23 protein-coding genes and 5 tRNA genes are annotated in these 24,401 nt (G+C 44.6%); 22 read left to right on the forward strand and 6 right to left on the reverse strand.

Features of this window, described 5'->3' with window-relative positions:
- The first annotated feature begins 8 nt into the window (after positions 1 to 8).
- The 16 genes from HCZ42_RS06235 (at position 9) to HCZ42_RS06310 (ending at position 13,553) form a co-directional block, all read left to right on the forward strand.
- Entirely contained in the window at positions 9 to 1,142 is a 1,134-nt protein-coding gene (locus HCZ42_RS06235) for an enoyl-CoA hydratase/isomerase family protein (protein ID WP_167419987.1), read from the forward strand.
- A 26-nt stretch (positions 1,143 to 1,168) separates the two neighbouring features.
- Complete coding sequence (gene mmsB, locus HCZ42_RS06240) at positions 1,169 to 2,071, forward strand: 3-hydroxyisobutyrate dehydrogenase (protein ID WP_167419882.1); 903 nt, start codon at positions 1,169 to 1,171, stop codon at positions 2,069 to 2,071.
- Positions 2,072 to 2,090: 19 nt separating this feature from the next.
- Positions 2,091 to 2,849 (forward strand): SDR family oxidoreductase, encoded by a 759-nt coding sequence (locus HCZ42_RS06245; protein WP_167419988.1) that lies wholly within the window; start codon positions 2,091 to 2,093, stop codon positions 2,847 to 2,849.
- 83 nt (positions 2,850 to 2,932) lie between these two features.
- Entirely contained in the window at positions 2,933 to 3,277 is a 345-nt protein-coding gene (locus HCZ42_RS06250; RefSeq protein ID WP_167419883.1) for a HopJ type III effector protein, read from the forward strand.
- Positions 3,278 to 3,321: 44 nt separating this feature from the next.
- Positions 3,322 to 3,678, forward strand: a complete 357-nt coding sequence (locus HCZ42_RS06255) for an MmcQ/YjbR family DNA-binding protein (RefSeq protein WP_167419884.1) — start codon at positions 3,322 to 3,324, stop codon at positions 3,676 to 3,678.
- Positions 3,679 to 3,843: 165 nt separating this feature from the next.
- Positions 3,844 to 3,917 (forward strand) — tRNA-Cys (locus tag HCZ42_RS06260).
- A gap of 63 nt (positions 3,918 to 3,980) precedes the next feature.
- Positions 3,981 to 4,067: transfer RNA gene (locus HCZ42_RS06265), tRNA-Leu, on the forward strand.
- Positions 4,068 to 4,085: 18 nt separating this feature from the next.
- Positions 4,086 to 4,159 (forward strand) — tRNA-Cys (locus HCZ42_RS06270).
- A gap of 236 nt (positions 4,160 to 4,395) precedes the next feature.
- Complete coding sequence (locus HCZ42_RS06275; protein ID WP_167419885.1) at positions 4,396 to 5,823, forward strand: outer membrane beta-barrel protein; 1,428 nt, start codon at positions 4,396 to 4,398, stop codon at positions 5,821 to 5,823.
- 137 nt (positions 5,824 to 5,960) lie between these two features.
- Entirely contained in the window at positions 5,961 to 7,328 is a 1,368-nt protein-coding gene (locus HCZ42_RS06280) for an NfeD family protein (RefSeq protein WP_167419886.1), read from the forward strand.
- Positions 7,321 to 8,124, forward strand: a complete 804-nt coding sequence (locus HCZ42_RS06285) for a slipin family protein (RefSeq protein ID WP_167419887.1) — start codon at positions 7,321 to 7,323, stop codon at positions 8,122 to 8,124. Before HCZ42_RS06280 ends, HCZ42_RS06285 begins: the two co-directional genes overlap by 8 nt.
- A 91-nt stretch (positions 8,125 to 8,215) precedes the next feature.
- Positions 8,216 to 9,745: an ABC transporter substrate-binding protein gene (locus HCZ42_RS06290; protein WP_254868899.1), complete on the forward strand. Its 1,530-nt coding sequence runs from the start codon at positions 8,216 to 8,218 to the stop codon at positions 9,743 to 9,745.
- Positions 9,738 to 10,685: an ABC transporter permease gene (locus HCZ42_RS06295; RefSeq protein ID WP_167419888.1), complete on the forward strand. Its 948-nt coding sequence runs from the start codon at positions 9,738 to 9,740 to the stop codon at positions 10,683 to 10,685. The genes HCZ42_RS06290 and HCZ42_RS06295 overlap by 8 nt, the downstream gene beginning before the upstream one ends.
- Positions 10,682 to 11,470 (forward strand): ABC transporter permease, encoded by a 789-nt coding sequence (locus HCZ42_RS06300; protein ID WP_167419889.1) that lies wholly within the window; start codon positions 10,682 to 10,684, stop codon positions 11,468 to 11,470. Before HCZ42_RS06295 ends, HCZ42_RS06300 begins: the two co-directional genes overlap by 4 nt.
- Complete coding sequence (locus tag HCZ42_RS06305) at positions 11,467 to 12,912, forward strand: ABC transporter ATP-binding protein (protein WP_167419890.1); 1,446 nt, start codon at positions 11,467 to 11,469, stop codon at positions 12,910 to 12,912. Before HCZ42_RS06300 ends, HCZ42_RS06305 begins: the two co-directional genes overlap by 4 nt.
- A 203-nt stretch (positions 12,913 to 13,115) precedes the next feature.
- Positions 13,116 to 13,553 carry a DoxX family protein gene (locus HCZ42_RS06310; protein WP_167419891.1) on the forward strand — a complete coding sequence of 146 codons (438 nt, stop codon included), beginning with the start codon at positions 13,116 to 13,118 and terminating at the stop codon, positions 13,551 to 13,553.
- A 77-nt stretch (positions 13,554 to 13,630) separates the two neighbouring features.
- Here the strand turns inward: HCZ42_RS06310 and HCZ42_RS06315 are convergent, their stop codons facing one another.
- A complete protein-coding gene (locus tag HCZ42_RS06315) occupies positions 13,631 to 14,494 on the reverse strand; it encodes a mechanosensitive ion channel family protein (RefSeq protein ID WP_167419892.1) in 864 nt (287 codons plus the stop codon).
- Positions 14,495 to 14,909: 415 nt separating this feature from the next.
- A complete protein-coding gene (locus tag HCZ42_RS06320) occupies positions 14,910 to 15,950 on the reverse strand; it encodes an alkene reductase (RefSeq protein ID WP_167419893.1) in 1,041 nt (346 codons plus the stop codon).
- Between the two features lie 133 nt (positions 15,951 to 16,083).
- Between HCZ42_RS06320 and HCZ42_RS06325 the strand changes: the two genes are divergently transcribed.
- From HCZ42_RS06325 to HCZ42_RS06335, 3 genes are all read left to right on the forward strand, one after another.
- Complete coding sequence (locus tag HCZ42_RS06325; protein WP_167419894.1) at positions 16,084 to 16,662, forward strand: TetR/AcrR family transcriptional regulator; 579 nt, start codon at positions 16,084 to 16,086, stop codon at positions 16,660 to 16,662.
- Between the two features lie 244 nt (positions 16,663 to 16,906).
- A tRNA-Leu gene (locus HCZ42_RS06330) sits at positions 16,907 to 16,993 on the forward strand.
- Positions 16,994 to 17,010: 17 nt separating this feature from the next.
- Positions 17,011 to 17,084 (forward strand) — tRNA-Cys (locus HCZ42_RS06335).
- Between the two features lie 9 nt (positions 17,085 to 17,093).
- Here HCZ42_RS06335 and HCZ42_RS06340 read toward each other — a convergent pair.
- A complete protein-coding gene (locus tag HCZ42_RS06340) occupies positions 17,094 to 17,531 on the reverse strand; it encodes a DUF4174 domain-containing protein (RefSeq protein ID WP_167419895.1) in 438 nt (145 codons plus the stop codon).
- A 195-nt stretch (positions 17,532 to 17,726) separates the two neighbouring features.
- Here HCZ42_RS06340 and HCZ42_RS06345 point away from each other — a divergent pair, with 195 nt between their 5' ends.
- Positions 17,727 to 18,125: a nitrous oxide-stimulated promoter family protein gene (locus tag HCZ42_RS06345; RefSeq protein ID WP_167419989.1), complete on the forward strand. Its 399-nt coding sequence runs from the start codon at positions 17,727 to 17,729 to the stop codon at positions 18,123 to 18,125.
- Positions 18,126 to 18,178: 53 nt separating this feature from the next.
- On the opposite strand, the gene HCZ42_RS06350 is transcribed toward HCZ42_RS06345, so the two are convergent.
- Together HCZ42_RS06350 and trxC are read right to left on the reverse strand one after the other, a co-directional pair.
- Complete coding sequence (locus tag HCZ42_RS06350; protein WP_167419990.1) at positions 18,179 to 19,339, reverse strand: MFS transporter; 1,161 nt, start codon at positions 19,337 to 19,339, stop codon at positions 18,179 to 18,181.
- A gap of 365 nt (positions 19,340 to 19,704) precedes the next feature.
- Positions 19,705 to 20,139, reverse strand: a complete 435-nt coding sequence (trxC, locus tag HCZ42_RS06355) for a thioredoxin TrxC (protein WP_167419896.1) — start codon at positions 20,137 to 20,139, stop codon at positions 19,705 to 19,707.
- A gap of 130 nt (positions 20,140 to 20,269) precedes the next feature.
- Between trxC and HCZ42_RS06360 the strand changes: the two genes are divergently transcribed.
- Together HCZ42_RS06360 and HCZ42_RS06365 are read left to right on the forward strand one after the other, a co-directional pair.
- A complete protein-coding gene (locus HCZ42_RS06360) occupies positions 20,270 to 21,352 on the forward strand; it encodes a ketoacyl-ACP synthase III (RefSeq protein WP_167419897.1) in 1,083 nt (360 codons plus the stop codon).
- 205 nt (positions 21,353 to 21,557) lie between these two features.
- Positions 21,558 to 22,733, forward strand: coding sequence for a right-handed parallel beta-helix repeat-containing protein (locus HCZ42_RS06365; protein ID WP_175579409.1), 1,176 nt, complete (start codon positions 21,558 to 21,560; stop codon positions 22,731 to 22,733).
- Between the two features lie 82 nt (positions 22,734 to 22,815).
- Here the strand turns inward: HCZ42_RS06365 and HCZ42_RS06370 are convergent, their stop codons facing one another.
- On the reverse strand, positions 22,816 to 24,288 hold the full coding sequence (locus tag HCZ42_RS06370) for a C69 family dipeptidase (protein WP_167419898.1): 1,473 nt from the start codon (positions 24,286 to 24,288) through the stop codon (positions 22,816 to 22,818).
- Positions 24,289 to 24,401 lie beyond the last annotated feature (113 nt).

Consider the following 24,401-nt stretch of genomic DNA (forward strand, 5'->3'; position numbering starts at 1 on the left):
GAGAGATCATCATGGGTACCGTTCATTTTTCAGAGCTGCCCTGTAGCGACAGCGAACACAAAATTGGCGTGGCACGATTAGATAATGCTTCGTCATTGAACGCGTTAACCGCCAACATGCTCCAACTGCTGAAGGACAAACTAGAACAGTGGCAAGACGATGACAATATCGTTTGTGTACTACTTGAAGGAGAAGGGCCAAAGGCTTTTTGTGCGGGTGGCGACGTTCGAACTATGCACGATGTAATGCGAGATAAGTCAGAGCCTGAAATCGTCGAATACTGTAGCCACTTCTTCACCGTCGAGTACGAATGCAATTACCTCATCCATACCTATTACAAACCTATTATTGCCTGGGGCGAAGGGATCGTTATGGGCGGAGGTATGGGCCTTTACATGGGGTCGAGCCATAAAGTTGTAACGCCTTCTTCGCGTTTAGCGATGCCCGAAATCGGCATCGGTTTATATCCTGATGTCGGTGGTACTTGGTTTTTGAACCGCCTTGACCAAGGCATGGGTTTATTCCTTGGCCTTACTGGAGTGATCGTAAACGCGAGTGATGCGATAACGACACACCTCGCTGATCACATGGTTCTGCCGGAACATAAATCCACGTTGTTAGAACAGTTGCAAATAGCCGAGTGGGAAAGCGTTGAAGACGCTTATGAGGTCGTCACCGAGCTTCTGGAAGGCTTTGCCGAAGAAGTCAAAGATGGCGCTAAACCTGAACCTCAATTATTGCCACTGTTTCACCACATCCAGCAAGCATGCGAGGGTGACAGTGCTATCCAAGTCGTAGACAACATCTTAGCCATTGAAGCGCAAAGTCAGTGGTTAGACACGGCTAAACACAACCTTAAAACTGGCAGTCCTATTACTGCCCACATTTGCTATCGCCAGATTAGGGATTATCACGATATTTCGCTGGCGGATTGCTTCAGGCTTGAACTTTCGTTGTCGGTGAAATGTGCTCTTCTTGGCGAGTTTCAAGAAGGTGTACGAGCGAAGTTAGTTGATAAGGACGGCAACGCACAATGGAAATTTGCCACGGTTGCAGACGTAGACGAAACGCTAATCGACGAACTGTTTACCTCATTTTGGAGCGAAGATAGTCATCCGCTATCACAACTAGGGCATTACTAGCACTGATCGATAAGGGAAGCATCACGATGAGTACAATTGCATTTATTGGGTTAGGAAACATGGGCGCGCCAATGGCTGAAAATCTGTTAAAAGCGGGTTTTAGCGTTCGAGTGTTTGATTTAGTCAAAGAAGCCGTCGATCAGTTAGCGGATAAAGGCGCAGTTGCAACAGATTCTATCGAGCAAGCCGCTAAAGGCGCGCAAACCGTAATTACTATGCTACCAGCGGGGGAGCACGTCAGAGCGGTTTATCTGGGTGACCATAGTGGCGGCGTTGGATTACTCAACCTGATAGAAGAAAATACGTTTCTGATCGACTCTTCAACCATTGATCCCGAATCCGCCCGTATTGTTGCAGCTCAAGCCGCGAGCAAAGGATTTGAGTTTGTCGATTCACCCGTGTCCGGCGGCGTAGCAGGTGCGAAAGCTGGGACGTTAACCTTCATCGTGGGTGGGACAGACAGCGCGTTCAGCAAAGCAGAGCAGATCCTCAAACACATGGGCAAAAACATCTTCCACGCGGGAAAAGCCGGCGATGGTCAGATGGGCAAAATCTGTAATAACTTGATGCTGGGTATTTTGATGTCCGGCACGTGCGAGGCGCTCGTTTTGGGCATTGATAATGGTCTAGATCCGAAAGTGCTCTCAAACATCATGCTGCAAAGTTCAGGGCGAAACTGGGCGTTGGAGTTATACAACCCATGCCCGGGCGTGATGGACAATGCGCCTGCCAGCAACCAATTTCAGCCGGGTTTTATGAGTAAACTCATGCTGAAAGATTTAGGTTTAGGGTTGGATGCCGCAGCTAAAAGTCAATCCTCTGTACCGATGGGAGCATTGGCTCGCAATTTATACGCATTGCATAATGCGAACGGCAACGAGGAACTCGACTTTTCTAGTCTGTTTGAATTCTATCAATCCAAAAAATAACCACGTCAGGAGCAAGATGATGGACTTAAAACAAAGCGTGATTGCGATAACCGGAGCGGCTCAAGGTTTAGGTCAAATGATGGCGATCACTTTAGCGCATGAAGGCGCTGAACTCGCGTTACTTGACGTGAATGAGCAAGCGTTGCAAGACACTCAAAAGCAGTGCCATATGATGGGGGTAAAAGCGCTCTGTTATGCCGTTGATGTCACTGACGAACAGCAAGTCGAACAAGTTTTTTCGGATATTGTTGCTGACTTCGGTCAATTGGATGGGTTAATCAATAACGCAGGGATTTTGCGAGATGGGCTGCTGGTCAAAGTTGATGGTGGATTAGTCAGCAAGATGCCGCTCGACCAATTCAACGCTGTGATTAACGTCAACTTAACCGGCACATTCCTCTGCGGTCGAGAAGCGGCTGTCCAGATGATCAACACAAAACGTAAAGGAGTTATCATCAATATTTCCAGTGTCGCTCGCGCTGGCAACATTGGGCAGACCAATTATTCAGCCTCTAAAGCCGCAGTAGCGACATTAGCGGCAACTTGGGGTAAAGAGCTCGCTCGCTATGGCATTCGCGCTGCAGCGATTGCGCCGGGAGTGATCAAAACTGCGATGGCAGAACAAATGAAACCTGAAGCCATTGAGCGCTTACAGAATATGATTCCATTAGGAAGATTAGGCAAAACGTCCGAAATTGCCGACACCGCAAAGTTCATTTTTGAAAACGACTACGTCAACGCGCGAGTTTTCGAAGTCGACGGTGGGATTCATTTTTAGCGTACTTTTCTGCGAGTAGGTCTTTTGATCAGAGAATCAATGTCATAGACTGATTCAACTAATTTGAACAGAGACCACGACAAATGGAATTGAACACCTTTCTTCAACAACTTAAATCCAATCCTCAAGCGATCGAGTTTGCTCAAACTATCGCAACAATCGATGCGAACTACGATTTCACCCCAACGGCTTTTGCCAATGGTGAAACCACTAATGAAGCAAATCAAAATAACGGTTCGTGTAAGATCTTTGCGTTTGCTAAGCTGAACGAGCTAACGCCGCAGGAAACATTGGCATGCTTCGGCGCTTTCTACCGAGATGACGTGTTAGGCAATCCTCAAGGTGACGATCACGCCAACATTCGTAACTTCATCCAGTTTGGCTGGGACGGGGTTAAGTTTGAAGGTCAGGCATTAGCGGCCAAATAAGAGTATGTGATTCGCTGAAAATCTCGATAAGCTGGGAGCTCAAAATGACGAACAAAGAACTGGAAGAATATCTAGCAACATTTTTAAGTGCAGAGTCTGGTTTTCCTTTTGGACCAGAAGCGTTGGTGTTTAAGGTAAAAGGGAAGATGTTCGCCATTTTGGCGCAGAGGGAAGGACGTGAGTACGTTACGTTGAAAGTGAAGCCGGAAGACGGCGAAGTACTGACTTCTCAATTTGCGGATATCACTCCTGGCTATCACACCAACAAGCGTCATTGGATCACGGTTTACTATCCAGGTGATGTTGATGACAGCCTTGTTCGTGACCTTTCAGAACAGTCATACAAGTTGGTGGCGAGTAAGTTACCCAAGTATGAACGCGTTTCGTTGGGGCTTGCATAGCACTTCACGTGTACAAAAAATGGCAATTTAGATCAAACAAACGTCTAATTGGTCTAATTCTCAGCAAACGAATAAATATTTAAGTTTTTTGTTTGACTCTCACCGCTCAATCCGTAAAGTATGCAGCGAACGCAGCGGTGGGTAACCTAAAGCGTTGAAAGGAAAGGCGCGTTGGCAGAGTGGCTATGCAGCGGATTGCAAATCCGTGGACCTCGGTTCGACTCCGGGACGCGCCTCCATTCTTTTCTCAAAATTTTAGATGGTGTTTATCGCATTAAACGGCATCACAAAGAAATTTGTGTGCCCTGGTGGTGGAATTGGTAGACACAAGGGATTTAAAATCCCTCGGCGTTCGCGCTGTGCCGGTTCAAGTCCGGCCCGGGGCACCATCTCAGACAATTTGGTAAGGCGCGTTGGCAGAGTGGCTATGCAGCGGATTGCAAATCCGTGGACCTCGGTTCGACTCCGGGACGCGCCTCCATTCTTTACAAAAAACCAGCCTCTATGGCTGGTTTCTTCGTTTATCTTCCCCCAAAAGCAGTTGTTTTCTCTAGTTAATACTAAAGTGCTAAGTAAAACTTGTAATATGTAACTTTCTTGTTGTATATGTGTAAGTGCAGGAGGTTTATTGTTAAGTTGCGATTTGCAAAATATTAATGCTTTAGCTTTGGAAAAGCGATGCACTAACTAAAAAAATGCCTACATAAGGGATATGTAATGGGAAAGTTGTTGTTATTGATGGTGTGCATAGTTAGCGGCTTTGTGAATGCTGCTTCAGGAGATGGAAAATATGGTTCAGCACAAGTATTCAATGTATCGCGGACACCTGCGTTCCCAGTAAAAGGTGCTGACTTTACAGTGGATCGTATGAGTCTGCCTTACGAATTGATCGATTCCAGTGACCCTTTTTTTGGAATTAACGAAAGATACACAATAGGTACTGGGCAATATGCGACAATTGAGGACATAGATAACACTGATGACTGTGATTACCGTATTGTGCTAAAAGAAGATGATGGAACTTTAATCAGAGTACTTCAGCCTAACGGTAGTGTTTATGGGTTAGGGGATGAGGGCTTTTTACATGTATCTGAACCCGGCGGCATTGGTACGTTTTTTGCCAATGATGTTGGCTATAATCTAGACGATTCACTGACCTATACTCCCGACACCGAGAAAGCAACTTGTATAGAGTTTGAGTCATATGAATTAAACTCAACTCCAATCTACAATCCTTATGCTCCAAATATTTCAGGTACACCACAAACAATTATAACACTATCGACCGAATTCAGTTTCAAGCCAACAGTAACAGATTCAGATACAGCCCTAAGTGCACTCAATTTTTCTATTAAAAATAAACCTGATTGGATGACATTCATTGCTGCAACTGGTGAACTATATGGAATGCCGACGGGGTTAGGGACGTATTCAGACATTGAAATTATAGTTAGTGACGGAACATTTACAGTTTCGTTAAGTCCATTCAGTGTTACCGTAGTTGATGGCAGTATTGAAACCTCTGTCTCCGGGGGATCTATGAGTGTAATTAGCATACTGTTGGGTGTAATGGTTGCTGTTGTTCGACGTAGAAAGCAGTTCGCAATGCCATTGTTGCTTGCCATGCTACCGATGAAAGGTGTGGCAGCAGAAAACCAGAACTGGTACTTAGGCGTTGGGGGTGGCGTCGCCAAAGTCAAACCCGAAGTGAATGTTGTAGACTATGAGCGTGATAAAGACTCGTCTCCTGTCTTAATGCTGAATGCAGGTTATTGTTTTACTGAGAAATATTGCTTAGATGCCAAGTATACCCATGTAAATAACTTTGAAATCGCAAGCTCTAATGATTCCATTTATCTGGATTATCATGTTACGAGTGTTGGTGTTAAGTATACGCCGTTTTTGCAGCTCGATTATTTCACGCCATATGTCATTGCTGGGGCGTCTTATTTTAACGTTAACTCAGCGAGTTCACTGGTTGAAACGGAAGAAGATGTTCGTTTTAGTTATGGTATTGGCGCAAAAGTTTACGAGAAAGACAATGTCGCGCTGTTGATTGACGCGATGAGACATGCAAAAGATCTGAGTTCATTTACGTTAAGTGTGCAATATAACTTTTCGAACGAAAGTGCTGAAAATCGATAAACATTTCCATGAAAATATCAAAGCAGTTGCCAACGTTGTTGGTAGCTGCTTTTAAATCAATGAATTCATTTCTAATCGCCAGCCACAGATAGCTTTATCAACTACACTTATAAGTAGATCCTAAGCTGGAACAAACTATGTATCGTCGGGTGATGGTAGGTCTGATTTTCAGCCTACTGAGCTATCTTGCACTGGCGACGGCTGAGCCGATAGATGATGTAAACAAGGCGTCTTTCCCAACCGTTCCAGTCATCTCCATCAGTGGTGCTATTGGCCCTGCTGTAGGGGATTATGTGATTAAAGAACTGCAACGTGCCAACTCCATCGACCACTCTCCTGTGATCATTATTTCTATTGATACCCCAGGCGGCTTAAGCTCAAGTCTGCGTGACATTAATCAGCATATTCTTGCTTCTAAAATTCCAGTCCTGTGTTTGGTCTACCCACCCGGAGCGCGTGCAGCCAGCGCCGGGACATACATTCTTTATGCTTGTCATGTGGCGGCAATGTCGACGGCGACCACTTTAGGAGCGGCGACGCCTGTTCAGATTGGTGGCGGTGGTGTTGCTCCCGGTGGAGAGCCAAAAGAGCAGCCCAGTGAACCCAGTGCAATGGAAAAGAAAATCCTGAACGACTCCATCGCCTATATTCGTTCACTAGCGCAATTACGTGGACGTAACGTTGAATGGGCAGAAGAAGCGGTTCGTGAAGCCGCTACTTTGTCAGCAAACGAAGCATTGGAGCTTAATGTCATCAACGTGATGGCTGAGTCACCGCAAAATTTACTTCAGCAACTCGATGGCTTTGTCACCAAAGTTGATAACCAAGATGTGGTATTGAATTTAGCCAGTGCTCAATTAGAGCCGCGCGAGCCAGACCTGCGTAATAAGTTCCTCGCCACTATTACGGATCCGAATGTGGCTTACATTCTGATGATGATTGGCGTGTATGGGTTATTGTTAGAGTTCTATAGCCCAAGTTTCGGTGTTGCTGGTGTCACTGGGGCAATTTGTCTGTTGATCGCGTTATACGCATTCCAGTTATTGCCGGTGAATTACGTTGGGCTCGGACTGATGTTACTTGGAATAGCGTTGTTTATTGCTGAATCCTTGATTCCTAGCTTCGGTATTCTTGGCGCGGGCGGCATCGTCGCCTTTGTGCTTGGTTCCGTGTTCTTGATAGATAGTGACCTCCCTGAATTACGAGTCTCGATGTCCCTGATTTACGCCATTGCCTTTGCATCTGCTGCGTTAATTCTGTTTGTACTCAAAACGCTGATGAAGTTGCGTCACAAACAAGTTGTCAGTGGCGAAGAAGCCCTAATTGGCACCGAAGCTGTCGTGTTGAATGATTTCAATCATCGCGGCTTTGTTCACGTCGAGGGAGAGCGCTGGGAAGCTCGTTGCGATGCCCCAGTAAGCAAGGGGGAGAAAGTCAGTATTGAAGAGGTTGATGGGCTAACACTAACGGTAAAAAAAGTACCAAGGAGTGAAGACAATGCCTGAATTACCAGTAAACACAGAACTGCTAACACCGATATTAATCGTAGTGTTAGTGGTCGTCGTCGCTGTTCGTTTGTTCCGCATTTTACGTGAGTATGAACGCGGTGTGATTTTCTTCTTAGGTCGATTTCAGAAGGTAAAAGGCCCGGGTCTGATCATCGTTATCCCGCTGATTCAACAAATGGTGCGTGTCGATTTACGTACTGTAGTGATGGATGTTCCCAGCCAGGATGTGATCAGTCGTGACAATGTCTCTGTCAGAGTCAACGCAGTGATTTACTTTCGTGTTATTGATGCCCAGAAGGCAATCATTAACGTGGAAAACTACTTGCAAGCGACGTCACAGCTTGCCCAGACGACATTGCGTTCGGTACTTGGTCAGCACGAACTTGACGAAATGCTCGCAAACCGAGAAATGCTGAACACCGATATTCAAGAAATTTTGGATTCTCGAACCGACGGCTGGGGAATTAAGGTTTCTAATGTAGAGATTAAGCATGTCGACCTAAACGAATCGATGGTACGAGCGATTGCACGCCAAGCGGAAGCGGAAAGATCACGTCGAGCGAAAGTGATCCACGCCTCGGGTGAGATGGAAGCATCAGAAAAATTGGTTGAGGCAGCGAATCGATTGGCCGAAGAACCAAACGCTATCATGTTGCGCTATCTACAGACGTTAACGGAAATTGCGGCGGAAAAAAGCTCGACGATATTATTTCCAATGCCGACTTCAATGATGGAAGGGTTGTTTAAAACTATAGAGAAGCATGAACAGCATAAAGATAAACACGATCAATAAACAATAACAATTCTTGTTTAACTTTGGTTGTGACTTGAATAATTGTTATGTTATAACATAACCGTTATTCAAGTCAGGACTATTACATTTCATGAAGAAAATCATTTTTGCGGCGATCGCAACGATCGCCGTTTATCTTGTTTGGAGCATTAACTCCGCCACACCAACAAATAATACACTGACCATTTCGGGTCCGTTTGAGTTTCATGGTACGGATATGGCGAAAGACGGTCATATTTACAGCCGGTTAGGGGTCACTCAGTCTCTTACACAGCTTAAAACAACTGGCGAAGTTGTCCCGCTTTTGGCAGAGCGTTGGAGTGTCGATGAAAATGGCACGCATTGGCAGTTCCAGATTCGTCAAAACGTCAAACTCCACAATGGACAATCGTTGAGTGCGAAAGATGTGGCCGCGTCATTGCTCCGTGCTAAGACCATGCCGGGCGTGTTTGCTAAAGTGCCAGTGAAAGCAATCAATGCTCAGGGACAAAATTTGGAAATCGTGCTTGAGACACCTTATTTACCGCTACTCAATACGCTCGCTCACTTTAGCTTAGGTGTACTGTCTGCCGATTCTTTTGATAACGAAGGTAATATTGTCCAATTTAACGCAACCGGTCCTTACCAAGTCGTAGAGCTAGTCGCACCTCATAAAGTCTCTTTGACACGATTCAACGATTACTGGGGCAATAAAGCCAGCGTTGAGAACGTTGAGTACTTAGCAGGACATCGCTCTGAAAGCCGAGCGTTACAAGTGCAAAGTGGCCAAACCGATATCGCCTATACTATCGACGCGATCAGTAAACAAAGCCTTGAGAATACCGACAACGTTGCAGTGCAAAGTGTCAACCTGCCGCGAACGGTGTTGCTAAAAGTCAATAATCACCACCCTTATCTTTCTGACCCTAAAGCGAGGCAAGCGATTAGTTTAGCGATCAACCGCGAAGGGATCGCAAGCAGTGTGCTGTATGCGCCGGGGAGCGAAGCATACCAACTGTTTAGTTCTTCACAGAACGAGTGGCATATCAAGCAGCATAAGCCGAAACGAAATCTTGAGTTGTCTCGTCAGTTGCTTGCCGAACTAGGTTGGGAAAAAGGTGATAATGACTTTCTGCAACGTGAAGGTAAGCCGTTTAAGTTAACTCTAGTGACATATTCAGATAGACCCGAACTGCCAATGATAGCGACGGCACTGCAAAATCAATTGTTGGATGTCGGCATTCAGATTGAGGTCAGTATCGATAATTCGAGTGTGATTCCTGCGGGTCACCACGACAATACGCTTGAGCTCGCTTTAATCGCGCGAAATTTCGGCATGACAGGCAGTCCGCTACCAGTGTTATACAAAGACTTTACTAACAAAAAAGGCAGTGACTGGGGCCACATGAACTGGCACTCAGAGCAACTCCAACAGGACTTAACTAGGTTAGTGTCCGCATCAGACCCCGCGCTGCAGTATCAGCTAACGCAGCGTATTGTCACGGTTCTAGCTCAGGATCTGCCGGTAATTCCGATTGTTTATAGCAGCCAGCATGTCGCCTACAACAAATCACTAACAGGTTTGGTTGTCGACCCGTTTGAAATTGATTACCGATTGTCGGAGCTCTCTTTCAATGATTAACATGCTCCTCAAGCGACTATTGCAAGCAGGTTTTGTGGCATGGGCGGTGGGCAGTCTTACTTATTTGATGATGAGACTGCTTCCCGGTGATATTGCTTATCGTATCGCAGCAGGCCGATATGGTTACGATTTTGTCGATTTAGATGCGGCGCAACTGGTGTCATCAGAGTTAGGGTTTGACCGCTCCCCGTTTGAACAGTATCTCGCATGGATGTGGGACTTACTTCATCTCAATTTGGGAAGCTCATTGGTAAGTGGTGAACCGGTAGTTGAATCGGTGGTACACCACTTGGGTTATTCCGTCGCTTTGGCATTGTGCGCGATTGCGATTTCTCTACTGATTGCGTTTCCGGTTGGGGTTCATTGCGGCAAGTATCCCGGTGGTTGGCTCGAGCGATTTTCTGCCTCTTTATCGGTGTTGCTTCGTTCGGCGCCCGTATTTGTGGTTGGTTTGGTACTGATCATTTTGTTTGCACTTCATTTAGGCTGGTTTCCTGTATCTGGATTTGGTCGACCAGAACATATTGTGTTGCCAAGCGTCGCATTAGCGTTGACCTTGGCCGCGCTTTCCAATCGGATGGTCAAAAACGAAGCTTACGGAGTATTTCGTTCCACATATTATCGTTTCGCCCGGTATAAAGGGTTAAGTGAGCAACGCGCTTATGAAAGGCACGCACGTTTAAATATTGCTTTGCCGATCATCGCCTTTTTAGGCGTACAAACCGTTGGTCTGATTGAAGGCATCGTGATGATCGAGTCACTATTTTCTTGGCCCGGGATAGGTCACGCACTCACTCATGCAATATTTGCCCGCGATATACCTGTGATTCAAGGAGCGGCGCTCATGATGGGATTGATGTTTGTTTTCATCAACACCGCGGTGGATGTGTGTCATTACGCGTTTGACCCGAGAATTAGGCAAGAGAGGGTGGTTTTATGAGTTTTTCCAAACGCTACTTTGTCAGCGCCGCGATTCTCGCATTCTTGCTTTGCTTTTCATTGGTTGTGAAATGGGGATTGAATGCTGATCCAGCAGCGCAGAATTTAGACAATACTTTTTCAGCGCCATCTTTTGTTGAACCACTAGGAACAGATCAATACGGCCGTAGCAATGCCGCTCGTTTGGCCGATGCGATTAGCAACTCGCTACTGATCGCCGTTTCTAGCGTTGTAATAGCAGTGTCGGTCGCATTGGTCAGTGGCGTCTACGCAGGCTGGTTTGGTGGTTGGTTTGACCGTATTTGTTCGGTACTCGTCAATATGGTGATGGCATTACCGGGTTTGGTGTTGGTATTACTGTTTGGCGCGATTATTCCCGGCTCATTTTCTTTCCTGTTACTGGGCATTGCTCTAACCATGTGGGCAGAGCTATTTAGAGTCATTCGCAGCAGAACGCAACAGTTATGCAAATCGCCTGAATTTGAAAACTCGCGTCTACTTGGTTTTGGACGCATGTATCGTTTCCGCACACATTTGTGGCCATACCTAAAGGCTGATGTGTTTACCTTGGCTTGTTTTGGCGCGGGGAATGCCATTTTGGCACTGGCTTCATTGGGTTTTCTTTATGTTGGACTGCGCCCGCCGCAAGCGGAACTCGGAATGATGATGGTGGAGCTGTTCAGGTATTACCAAGTTGCTCCTTGGGTATTAGCCCAGCCCGTGATTACGTTGATGTTGTTGATCTATAGTTTTTACTCATTGGCCAAAGGAAGGGAACTGAAATGACTGTATTAAACCTTGGCGCATTACAGGTAAACAAAGGTACGCAGTGCGTTGTAGAGCCAGTTTCGTTTTCATTGGATAAAGGTGAATCAATTACAATCCTAGGTGAGACTGGTTCGGGTAAAAGTTTGTTTGCCAAAGCGATTTTAGGCGATCTTCCGGCAGGATTTCGTTCGGCAGGTGCGATCATGCTTAACGGACAACGTATCGATAATTTAAGTCGCAATCAAAGACAGAGTTTATGGGGCAAACACATTACTGTCTTGCCGCAAGAGCCAATGTTGGCGTTGAGTCCTTTAATGAAAATAGGTCAACAGGTCAATGAAGTGTTTCGCTGGGTCGTTGGACAAAACAAACAGACGGCGTTAGACAATGCAAACAAAACACTCGCTAACCTTTCACTTGCAAAAGCTACAGCTAAATATCCAGTTGAGATATCTGGCGGCATGGCACAGCGCAGCGCGTTTGCATGCGCACAAGCAGCGGGTGGAGAGTTGTTGATCGCTGATGAGCCAACTAAAGGATTGGACAACAAGAGCAAGCAACAAGTCATTGACGCGCTGCTCGAACATAAACAGCAGCATGCGTTAATTACAATCACTCATGACCTTGATGTCGCCCGTGCATTAGGCGGCAAAGTGTACGTTTTATTGCAAGGTCGTTGGGTGGCATGTAACAAAACGTTCGACGAATGGCAAAATGACCACAGTGATGGCTATTCGCAATCATTAATTCGTTCAACTCGTTACCAAAAACGAGAAGTTGTTAATTGTGATACTGAAGTGTTGTTAGAACTGAACGAGCTTGAAGTTGGTTATGGTGGTAAACCGCTATTCAAACCTGTCTCGTTCTCTATCCGGCAAGGGGAAGTCATCGGTTTTGCAGGTCCGAGTGGCTGCGGGAAGTCTACTCTTGCTGACGTATTGCTCGGTCTTAAACATCCTCAAAGTGGCGAAGTCCGTTCCCTTGTGACATTTGGCTCTGCAGAGCGGCTTAAGCTATATCAAGACCCTCCACAGTCTTTTGCTTCGAATGTATCGTTAAGGCATCAGCTTAATGATGTATGTCAGCTACATGATATAGAATATGGGCAAATTGAGCGTTTGGCTGCTGAGCTTAAAGTCTCCCCTGAGGTGCTAGAAAGAGTGCCCGAGCAAGTGTCCGGAGGCGAGTTGCAACGCGTTGCGATTTTGCGGGTGTTGTTGTTAAAGCCGAAGCTATTAATTGCTGATGAGCCAACTACGCGCTTGGATCCACACATCGCGAGAGAAACTCTGAATCTGATCGTCAATAGCGCGAAATCCATAGGCTGCGCTCTGGTTTTAATTAGTCACAACGAAGACGAACTTCTGGCTCACTGCCATAAAGTATTACGCTTTAACAACCAAGGAGAAGGTGGGCAGAGTGACATGACTTTGCATCAAGCATTTGTTTCTCTTGATTAATCGCAAAGCAAGACTTATGGTTTTTCTCTATTTTTAATCTTTGATTTTAGGGATAGTCTTATCATGTTCGAAAATTTTGAATGTCTATGTCGGGTTTTATCGATTTTTTGTCTCGCTTAAACCACCTAAACTTTATTTCAACGCATGAAAGGTAAATATATTATGCCTTTCATTGCTCGTTTGAAAATTTTGAGGGTAGAGACATGAACGCATTAATCAAGAAATTAGCAGAATCAAAAGCAGGATACGAAACACTCGCACTCCGCTTTCCAATTGGTATCATTTTTATGGCGCACGGTGCACAGAAATTGTTTGGTTGGTTTGGCGGTTACGGCTTGGAAGGTACAGGTCAATGGATGGCGTCAATCGGCTTAGGCCCAGGTGTTGTGATGGCATTCTTAGCGGGTAGTGCTGAGTTCTTTGGTGGCTTGTTTATACTTGTTGGTTTACTGACTCGTCCAGCGGCGGTTGCGTTGTCATTTACTATGCTAGTGGCGATTTTCTCGGTGCATTTCGCTAACGGTTTGTTTATGGCAAACAACGGCTATGAGTTTGGTTTAGCTTTGCTAGCTGCGAGTGTCTCTTTGGCGATCTCTGGTGCGGGTAAGTTCTCTTTAGACAACAAGATTGCGAGCAAATAACACCTGCTGAAAGCTGTTCAAATCAAAACATAATAGCTGCGATTATTCGCGGCTATTATGTTTCTGTATAGAGTAATTTAGGACTTGCCGCGAACGATATGGATTGCGCCATCCAAATGCACATCGCGCTGTGGAAAGGCGATTTCGATACCGTGCTGTTTGAATACTTCATCAATCTCAAATCGAATCTGACTGCTTACTTTACGTATTCCACCATCTGCTCTTGAGTTAATCCAAAAATAGGACTCGAACACCAATGCGCTGTCACCGAAGTCTTGGAAGAACACTTCAGCCGCTGGGCTAGGGAGTACTTGTTCTTGCCTAGCAGTTATCTCTTGGATCAGTTTGGCCACTAGTTTTACGTCACTGCCATAGGCGACACCAACGCTGACCGAGCCTCTGACTAACTTATCTCTTAGTGTCCAGTTGACGACAGTGTTTTCGAGTAGCTTACTGTTCGGTATCAGCATATGAACGCCATCTACGCGACGAATTCGGGTTGAGCGCGTATTAATTTGTTCAACTGTGCCTTTTGCACCATCAATTTCCAAAAAATCGCCCAGACGAATGGGCTTTTCCCCGATAAGAATCCAGCCACTAATAAAATTATTGATGATGTTCTGTGCGCCAAAACCAAAACCAATCGCGATTGCACCAGAGAGAAAAGCAAAGGCGGTAATAGGAATGTTGATCATTGATAATGAGGTAAGAAAAATTACCGCTAGTGATAGCACGAATAAGATTCTTTCTATCAAGTGGATGAGGTTCGGGTCTTTACCTGCTTTCGACAGACGTGAAGAGATAGTTTTGATGATCACTCTAGACAACCAAAGGCTGAGGATTATCCATGTTGGTATCATTAAAACGGCCCACACGGTGATAGGGCGTTCATTAAAGGTAAATAACGTCATTTCAAGAACGGCGATAATTTGCTCAAGCATTGAAGCAACTCCATTTCAATCTATGCATGAAAGTTGTCGTGTCGCGGTATCGAAAGGAAATTTTTCACAGAATCAGTCGATTATGGCGATGTGTAGACTCATGTAAGTATGGAAAATGACGTGAAAAAGGCAAAAACCTTTTGAGATTGTTGCGCAGAGTTTGTGAGCCACTCAATGGCTTTTTACAAAATCTGCGCGGATTTTAATCTTTCTCAAAACTGAGTAGTTTGTGATTTTTTGGCCTTGTATAAATCCATCACATCAGCTGCAAAGATCATATAAATGCTGAAGACAAGAACCTGCATGATGCGCTGATAGAAGTTGACGGAAAAATCACCTTCTGGAGATTGAGCATAACAAAATGCCTCGACGTATTTGTCGAGGCATTTTGATTTTGCAAGGTTACAATCGAAACTTAAACGAGTGTGGTTAGCATCTCTTCGTTGTACTCAACTAATGGTTGCTGAGTCTTCACTTTCTGGATGTAATCTGGGTTTGCGATGAATGGTCTGCCGATAGCAAGCAAATCAAACTTACCGTCTTTGATCGCTTGTGCGCCAGTTTCTGCACTAAAGCCACCAACGCCCATTAACGTTTTACTGTAGTGTTTACGCATGTATTGTGATGCGGAGCCATCAAGGTGCTCAAACACTTGTGCGTCATCAAAAATGCCCACGTGCAGATAAGCCAGATTACGAGTTTCTAGCTCTGCTAGCAGATAATCGAACACCTGGCGGTCACGAGCATCTGGTTCAATATTAAAATAGCCACCCGGAGATAGACGCAAACCGGTGCGCTCAGCGCCAATTGCTTGTGAAATTTCATCAACCACTTCTAACGCAAAACGAGACATGTTCTCAGGAGTTTGGCCATATTCGTCGTCACGTTGGTTACTACTGTAATGGAGGAACTGGTCAACTAAATAACCATTCGCGCCATGAATCTCAATGCCATCAAATCCTGCTTCAATCGCGTTAATTGCTGCCTGTTGAAAGTCCGCGACCAAGCGTGTGATGTCCGCTTTGGTTGCTGGCGTCGGTGTTAAGTAATTGAGGTGGCGCATACGCGGTACAGAACCTTCAATGCCTAAGGCAGAAGGAGCAAGTACAGAGTCACCACCAAAGAAAGAAGGGTGGGCGACACGGCCTGTGTGCCAGATTTGCGCAAAGATCTTGCCGCCATTTTGGTGAACGCGATCGGTGACTTTACGCCAACCTTGGATTTGTTCTGCGGTATATAACCCAGGCGTGTTTGGATAGCCTTGCGCGTCGGCACTGATTTGTGTCGCTTCAGTAATGATAAGACCTGCGTCAGCGCGACGTCCGTAATATTCGACCATCGCATCTGTCGGTACGAGGTTTTCATCTGCCATGCAGCGCGTTAGTGGTGCCATTACAACGCGGTTATTAAGCGTAATGGCATCGTTGAGTTTAAAAGGCTGAAATAGATTTTCCATAGCTTTGTCTCAGTGAGTTATTCTTGAATTCTTATTCAAGTTAGACTTTTTTGAACGTTCATTCAAGTTGTTTTTTGAACAACCATTCAAAATTGTGTAAAATCCTGCTGTTGTTAGTTATGTGAGTGAAACTATGCGAAGTGCGGAATTTGATCGCCAGTATGTACTGAGGTCAGCGATGACAATGTTTGTTGATAAAGGTTATGGCAAAACCAGTATGCAAGACCTTAAACGCGCTACAGGTCTGCATCCGGGTTCCATTTACTGTGCATTCGAGAATAAACGCGGTCTTTTGATTGCGGCACTTGAGCAATATCAACTTGACCAAACCGACTGGTTTCACCAAATATTTGATAAGCATGAGACAGTGTTTGAAGGCTTTAAAGACTATATGGAACATGTGTTGGAAGAGTGTGAGCGCGAAGAAATCCAAGACTGCTTGTTACAAAAAGCGATGAATGAGCTGTCGCGACAAGATGATGAAGTCGAGAGCTTGATCAGTGATATGCTGAACAACTGGCACCAGATGCTGACCGATAAGATCCAACTGATGTTAAACAGCGAAGAAATTGCCCCAAACAGGGACGCACGCCAGCTTGCAGAGTTCTTGGTTATGGGCATCTATGGCATGAGAACGATGTCTCACACTAATCCTGAGCCAGGTGTGTTGCGTAATCTAAGTAACCAACTCGTCGCTTATGTAGCCGGCTAAAACTCTGCTACTCACTCATCTAATCCAAACCAGTATGAATATTGGCGTATAGCTTTTAATCTTTGTGTTTGTCTTTTCAGCAACATGGTATGTTTATTATCCAGTTGATTGATAAATATGGATTTTTTATTGATCTATCATGTTAATTCGATAAAGTAGGCATCGCTTTTACGGCGCAAGTCGTGAGAGTTCGATACTTCCCCCTATAGGTATCGGGATGGTGTTGCCATCGCAGTATTGCGTTGCCCTGGTGGTGGAATTGGTAGACACAAGGGATTTAAAATCCCTCGACGTTCGCGTTGTGCCGGTTCAAGTCCGGCCCGGGGCACCATCAAAATCTGTTTATGAGGCGCGTTGGCAGAGTGGCTATGCAGCGGATTGCAAATCCGTGGACCTCGGTTCGACTCCGGGACGCGCCTCCATTTTTCAAATTACGCCGAACATGGGCTAATTCTTTTTTCCATTTCCCTTTGTCTCATTGGCATCAGATCAACGGTTTTCATTACACTTTCCCAGTTAGTTTCTTTTCCCCAGCGAAGTTTCTCAGCCCCATCTTTGCCAATTAAAATTGCAGTGTGCTTTCCTGGTGTAACGCCATAGATCAGAAACATTTGCCGGAGGTCAAATATCTCTTTTATCCAGCTTGGTGCGGTGTAACCGTCTTCAGTAATAACCAGAGTGACAATGTCACGTTCTTCAAGGTTGCAATCGTTGATAATGGATTCCAATAAGAACTGTTTAACGTGCTCGTCATTGCTCGGCGCGAAATAGATCACGCTACGATGTGTCCACTGTCCCGAATGAACAGGGTAAGCTAGTGAATACTGTGTGCTGATGACTAGAAGCATCATGCCAAGAAAGTAACGCATTGTTTGCCTCCAAATCCTTAGCGAGTTCGTTTCGTTTTTAACCTTTATAGTTAAGTGTAGGTGTTTCGATCATTATTGATAAGATTGTGCGACTAGGTTTCCTAATCGCAACAGACTTTACTTATGTCAAAATTGTCACTCGGAAAGTTGTTACACTCGGAGCTCTATTGCAGAGTTATCGATTACCTTGAAGATATGAAACATATCCATACCGAAATTTTAGAAGGCAAGTTACTGACAGAGCACAAAACTGTGTGTGCAATGATGTATATCTATTGCCGTAGTCACCATGATACTAACGGGAAGTTGTGCAACGAGTGCCAAGAGCTGTTGGCTTATGCGGAGACTCGCCTTGACCGCTGCCCATATGGACAAGAGAAGCCCACATGCAATAAATGTCCGATTCACTGCTACAAACCTGAGCCTAAGAAAGCCATGAAAACGGTGATGCGATTTTCTGGACCAAGAATGCTGTTGCCGCACCCGATACTTTCGATAAGACACTTGTTATTGGAACGTAAACCCGCACCCGAGAAGCCACCAAAGAACGCAGCTAATCGCGCCAAGAGAATGAAGAAAGCGAGCAATAGATAACAAAAAGGAGAGCTTTCGCTCTCCTTTCTTAAATTGAGTGTTTAGGTGCTACTCTACTCGCCAGCCACTGCCTGACGTTTCGTCTTTACACTTGCAAGTAACATGTAAATGCATGTTGCAAGTAAGGTTGCAAATAGGTAACCCATCAAGCCTTGTGAACCCAGCATAAACCAGTCAGCTAAGACAGGGCCTGCAACTGAACCAACACTGTAACTAAATAGCATCACCTGTGTAGCAGAGACAATGTAGCTTGCGTCTAGCTTATCGCAACCGAGATTAATCGCGACAGGGTACAATGCAAAAACCGTCATACCCAAAACAAATAAGCCAGCGCCAAGTACATTAATGTCATTGCTGGTGGTTGTAATTGCAATCGCTGCAACACCAAGCAAACAGTATATTGCCATTAAGAAAATGCGGCCAAAGTACTTTGACATGATAGGTACTAAAGGCTGCACTGCCATACCCCCTAAAATGATCAAAGCCATTAAGCTCCCTAGGTTGTCGTGTGAGATACCTCGCTCAGATAGCTCTAATGGCATCAGGCCATAAATCGCACCTAGAGTCAGGCCAGATACAACGCAACCAATGATCGCTGCATGGTTAAGCTTAGTGATCTGTTTTAAAGATAGCGGTGTACTTTGCTCGCTTTCAGGTTGGTCAGATTCGCCAAATAGCAACACTGCAATCGCAATCAACAATACGGTTGAAATTGCGATGAATGGCACACCGCCAGAAACGCCCAAAATGCCGATACCTAGTTGACCGATTGAGGTGCCGCCATAAAGCGCACCCATGTACAAACCTAAGCGTTTAGCACGAGCGGATTCATCACCGTGTAACAACCATGACTCGACAATTACAAACACACCTGCAACAGCTATACCAGCCACAAAGCGGGCAGTTAGCCAAACGCTAGATACACTAAACGCTGGCAATACCATGATGGTTGCGATGAAGCCCGCTAGGCACAGTGCGAACGCATTCTTATGACCGACTCTAGTCACTAGCGGTTCAATGCCGATGGCACCAACCAATAAACCAGCATAAAAAGCACTTGCTAGCCAACTCGCAAGAGAGTTGTCCAAACCGTAGTGCGGTAGCATCAATGGGATTAAGCTCATTAAGTAGCCTGAAGCCACAGCATATAAAGCCAGCGCAATAACAGGCACAGAAATACGTGCTTTAGGTGCAGGAGCTAGTGTGTTGTCCAACGTCTTCGCCTCGATAGGTTGAAATACACTAAACTCAGTTGGACGGGGTTGTTTCATGGTGAATCGCAAACAGCAACAAGCGTAACAATATAAATTGCTACGTGTTGTTGCGAGATATCTTGGCGTTTATTCCGTGCCTGTTAAGCGATTTCCTGCTTACCTTAAAACAACTGTGTACTGGATTTAGTGCTAAATATGTTTAAGTTATCGCGGCGAATATGGGGTGAAAAATAGGTGAGGTAAAACGAAAAGTTTTGTTCTTGACGATTAAAATCGTTTATCGTTGTTTATGTGCTAAAAGAGCATAAAAAAGCCGAAGAATTATGCGACTTCGGCTCATTAAATTGCAACCTGAAAATGGTGTGTTACTTGGCCAAAGCCTGATTTAACCATTGATCAAACTGACCTTTTGGTAATGCACCATTAATAACATCCACTCTTTTTCCCTGCTTGAATACCATAATGGTTGGAATGCTTCTAATTTGATACTTGGCCGCTATGTTTTGTTGGGCTTCGGTATCAACTTTTACAAATCGAACGTTTCCTGCACGCTCATTGGCAACATCAGAAAATACTGGAGCAAAACCGACACATGGGTTGCACCAAGGTGCCCAAAAATCAATTACGACTGGTTGTTCGCTTTGCAAGATAGTGTCGAGGTTTAACTCGGTTCCTTCGACTGGCGCTCCATCTAGTAGTGGAGATTGGCATTTGCCGCATTTTGGACTTTCTGAGACGCGTTCAGCAGGGACGCGATTGACACCTGAGCAAGATGGACAGCGAGTGTTGAATGTAGACATGACTTTTCTCTGCTTTTTGTATTTAAGTGTGATGTCGATATTTTCATTTAGATGACACCACGGATAAAGGGTAGTTATACTCTGTTAGGTCGAGTGACTCAAATAACAAAATATAAGTAAAAGGTTTAGAATGACCACTTTTTATGCAGAAATTACTGGTTGGGGGAAATGCCTACCACCAGCCACGCTCTCCAATGATGATTTAAGTACTTTTCTCGATACTTCAGATGAATGGATTCAATCGCGTACAGGGATCCAAAACCGTCGTATCAGCCATGTTGATACTTCCGATATGGCAACAGTCGCAGCCAAACATGCAATGGCGTGTGCTGGTATTACTGCAGACGATGTTGATCTGTTAATCGTTGCAACGTGTTCGCCAGACTCTTTGATTCCCAACGCGGCGTCAAAAGTGTCGCAAAACCTCGGTATTAAAGCCGCTGCAGCATTTGATTTAAATGCAGCCTGCACAGGTTTTGTTTACGGTTTAGAAACAGCGACTCGTTTGATTCAATCAGGTAACTACCGCAACGCGATTGTGATCGGTGCGGAACGTCTGTCTTTCTTCATCGACTGGACAAAACGTGACACCGCTGTGCTGTTTGGTGATGGCGCAGGTGCAGTTGTTCTGAGCCGCACTGAGCAACCTGTTGGCCTGCAAAACGCACAACTCGGGTGTGATTCTGCGGGGCGTGATATTCTGGCAGTGCCAAAGTTCGGTACGTCAATGGACCGTTTTGCGGCGGATAATGGCTACTGGGATTTTAATTTTGTCGGTAAAGAAATCTTCAAGCGCGCGGTGAAAGGTATGGGCGCTGCGGCTCAAAACGTATTAGCACGCAGTGAGCTAACGACTGATAAAGTAGATGTGGTTATCCCACACCAAGCGAATATCCGTATTATCCAAACTCTATGTGACTTGTCTGGCATCGAGCAAGAGAAAGCGTTCGTCAATATCCAGAACTACGGCAATACCTCTGCCGCGACAGTGCCAATTGCATTGTGTGAGTCATTGGAGCAAGGTTTTGTGAAACCAGGTGACAACTTATTGCTCGCCGCATTCGGTGCAGGTTTAACGTGGGGCGCAGCTCACATCAAATGGGGTGAGCGTGTCACACCTATAGCAAAAAGTGACGCTGAACTTCCTGAGTGTGAACAAACCGCACTAGAGCTGCTGAATTCAGCAATTGAGTTCTGTAAGAGTAAAGCGTAGTAACTGTTGATTGATTACATATACTAAATAAAGCCCCAGCACCTAGTGTTGGGGCTTATTGGTTTAATGGTTGTTTAAGTAAAGTGGGGAGTTTGACGTTATTAGGCTAATCTCAATAACGAGTCTTTATATGTGTATTGGTGCATGTTACTACTTACATGACTAAGTAAAGTAGGAATAACTTTTACACTGTATGGACGATTTTATGAAAGAACAAATTACCAAATTTATACTTATATTTGCAACAGTAGTCCCATTTAAATCTTTTTCGGCTCCCGTTCCTGATGATGGACTAAATGATGCGCCAGATATTAAACAATTAATTGTTGATAAATCTAATTTAGGGGGAGGTGAAGTTTTATTAGGTGAAGGGGTATATGATATATGTTCATCTATTTATGTTAGAGAAATTAATAACGTTACTTTAAAGGGTAATGGAAAGGTTGTTTTTAGAAAGTGCCCATCCTATTCAGATGAATATTTAATGTATATATACAACTCTGATAATTTTGTGATTGATAGTATTGAGTTCTATGGATTGACAACCCAACAATATGAACCAGGCAACCATCATTATGCGTGGGGCGAACAAGGTGTATTGTTTGCTGGTACTTCAGACTCTTCGGTATTAAATAGTAAGTTTTTTAATTTTGGTGATGCAGCTCTTCGTGTGACGTCTTCTCGTTCACATCCATCTCAACTGCCAATTAACTCAAAGAATTTTATCGCGGATAGTAATGTCTTCTACAACGTGACCCAAGTTACAACAACACATGTTTGGAGCTCTGATTTTGGTGGTACTGAAAACGTCACATTTACAAGGAACTTGTTCAAAAATATAAAAGGTTCTTTAAAGCTGTCTTCTAGAAAACCAGTGTCACACGCATTAATACAGAATAATATATTTTCTGATATGCATGGTAACGCTGCTATAGAGTTAAATTATTATTCAAAAGTTTATATTAAAGGGAACAGCTTTTCAAATTTAAATGGATACATATTGAATGCGTATCCGAATAGTCTTACTAGTGTAAATGAACCTATAGATTGGGATGATATCCATTTTATAAAAAATAATGTATCAAATGCAAAGGGTGGATTAAGGTTCCTTTCAGATATAGAAGGCGAATTAATAGGAAGTGATACGAATATTTCAGGAGTAATCGTGAGTTCAAATCATTTTTTCAATATGAATTTTTCTGATAAAGACCTAGCTCATGCAAACATAATTAATATGTTGAGCAAAGGTGGGCAGAAAGAGTTTATGTACGTTGATATAAAGCAAAATGTATACGAGCTTCAGGAAGGTCAACGCTTTTTTAAATCTTATACAGGTCAAAGTGTTAAGCAAACGGATAATGTTGAGTTAAGTGCAAACTAAGTAACAATACATCATTTTCTAGGTAGAAATCCGCCCTAGATAGGCGGATTTCATCTAAAATACGTTTGCTAGGATCTTATGCTTACAAACTCATGATCTTTTTAAACTCTTCTTCAGAATACTTCTTCTCAGTGCTCTTAGTTAAGTCTGTCATCATTTTGTAGCGAATGTCAGTTGCCATGTTTAACGTGCGCTTAAGCTGTCCATAAGAGTAATCAGCAGCCATATCCAGTGCGGCTTGTTTATCCTCTTTGTACATCGTCGCTAGGGTCATATCTAAACTCGCGACTTGCTTATACAAGCGCGTTTCTTCTTTATCCCAAGTTTCCTTAAGTAAAGGTAGATACTTGTCTGGATTCGCTGCTGCGAGTGCGGTTAAGCTTCGGAACTGCCAGTACGCGGAGTCATCGCTGTAGGTGTCATCACCAATTTGGTACGCTTTTGGATAGTCGGTCAATGATGAGTAAAGTGGCACTAATACCGATTCAGGAAGTACACCAAAGCTTTGCCAGATAACGCCTTGAAGCTCTTTTGGCATCTGCTCTCTTAGCTGGATAATATGCGACTCTAACTGACGTTCTACACGTATAGGGCGCTTGCTCTTTCCTTCCAACGTGGTGCCTTTGTAGGTTGCGCTTAATAACTCTGCCACGTCTTCAACCGAGATTTTTTCATCAGGCTTCATAAATAGTGGGTATTGGGCCATACGGCTCTGCTGATGTTTTGAAGGCGTTAGCATCTTTTGTCCTAACCATTCTCGGTCGATATTGTACTCATCGCCAACGACACCAAACGCTTTCGCGAAGTTAAAGGACTCCTTGTCAGCTTTGTCGAGTAACTTGTTATCAGAAACAAATTCAAACATGCCTTTCGAGTGTAAGACGTCTTTACTTGATAAATCCACACCATGAACACGTAAGCCGTTGGCAATCATTGCGTAGCTATCATCAGGCACTTTTACGGCAATCCAATGGTGGCCTGAACCAACCTCAAACAGCCAAGCTTCATTGATATCGGCAATGTAGAGACTGTTTCCTTCACCCGCGCCATAGGTTTCAATGTAGTTGCCAAGCAGTTCAACCGCTTGCTTAGCACTGGTGGCTTGAGGGAGAAGTAGAGTAGGAATGATTGCTTCGATCACACCGTTTTCGACCAAAGGATCGACCTTTGCGACTTTCTCGTTGATCTCTGCGCTGGTGGTGGCCGAAATAGCGACATTGTGTTCATTGATGCCGCGTTCTTCGTAAAACTTACCGTCACTATCGACAGTTTTGGCATCCCAATCTGGTATGGCTGAGTAAGCGAAGAAGTGTTTAGGCATAGGGACAACAAGTCCGTTACCTAGCTTCCACTCCCCTTCATCGTTATCCTGCGCGGGACGATACTCTAGATACTTGTTCCAGTTATTGATACCAAAGTCTTCGTTGCGGGCAATCATAATACTGCCGTCGGTTGACGCGCCTTTACCGACGATGATTCCGGTACAAGCGAGAGCGTTTCCGCTTAGCGCAACAGCCACTGCGCTGGCTAAAAAAGTTACAGACCACGTTTTCATCTTTATTCTCCGCATATCAAATGTGAAAGAACCGAAGTTCATGTCCGTTGTATTTGCAGCATTTATTGTTGTTATCTCTACCGAGTTGACAGGTTCTCAGGGGTAAGATAAGG

The organism is Vibrio hepatarius, assembly GCF_011806575.1.
GTDB classification, from domain to species: domain Bacteria; phylum Pseudomonadota; class Gammaproteobacteria; order Enterobacterales; family Vibrionaceae; genus Vibrio; species Vibrio hepatarius_A.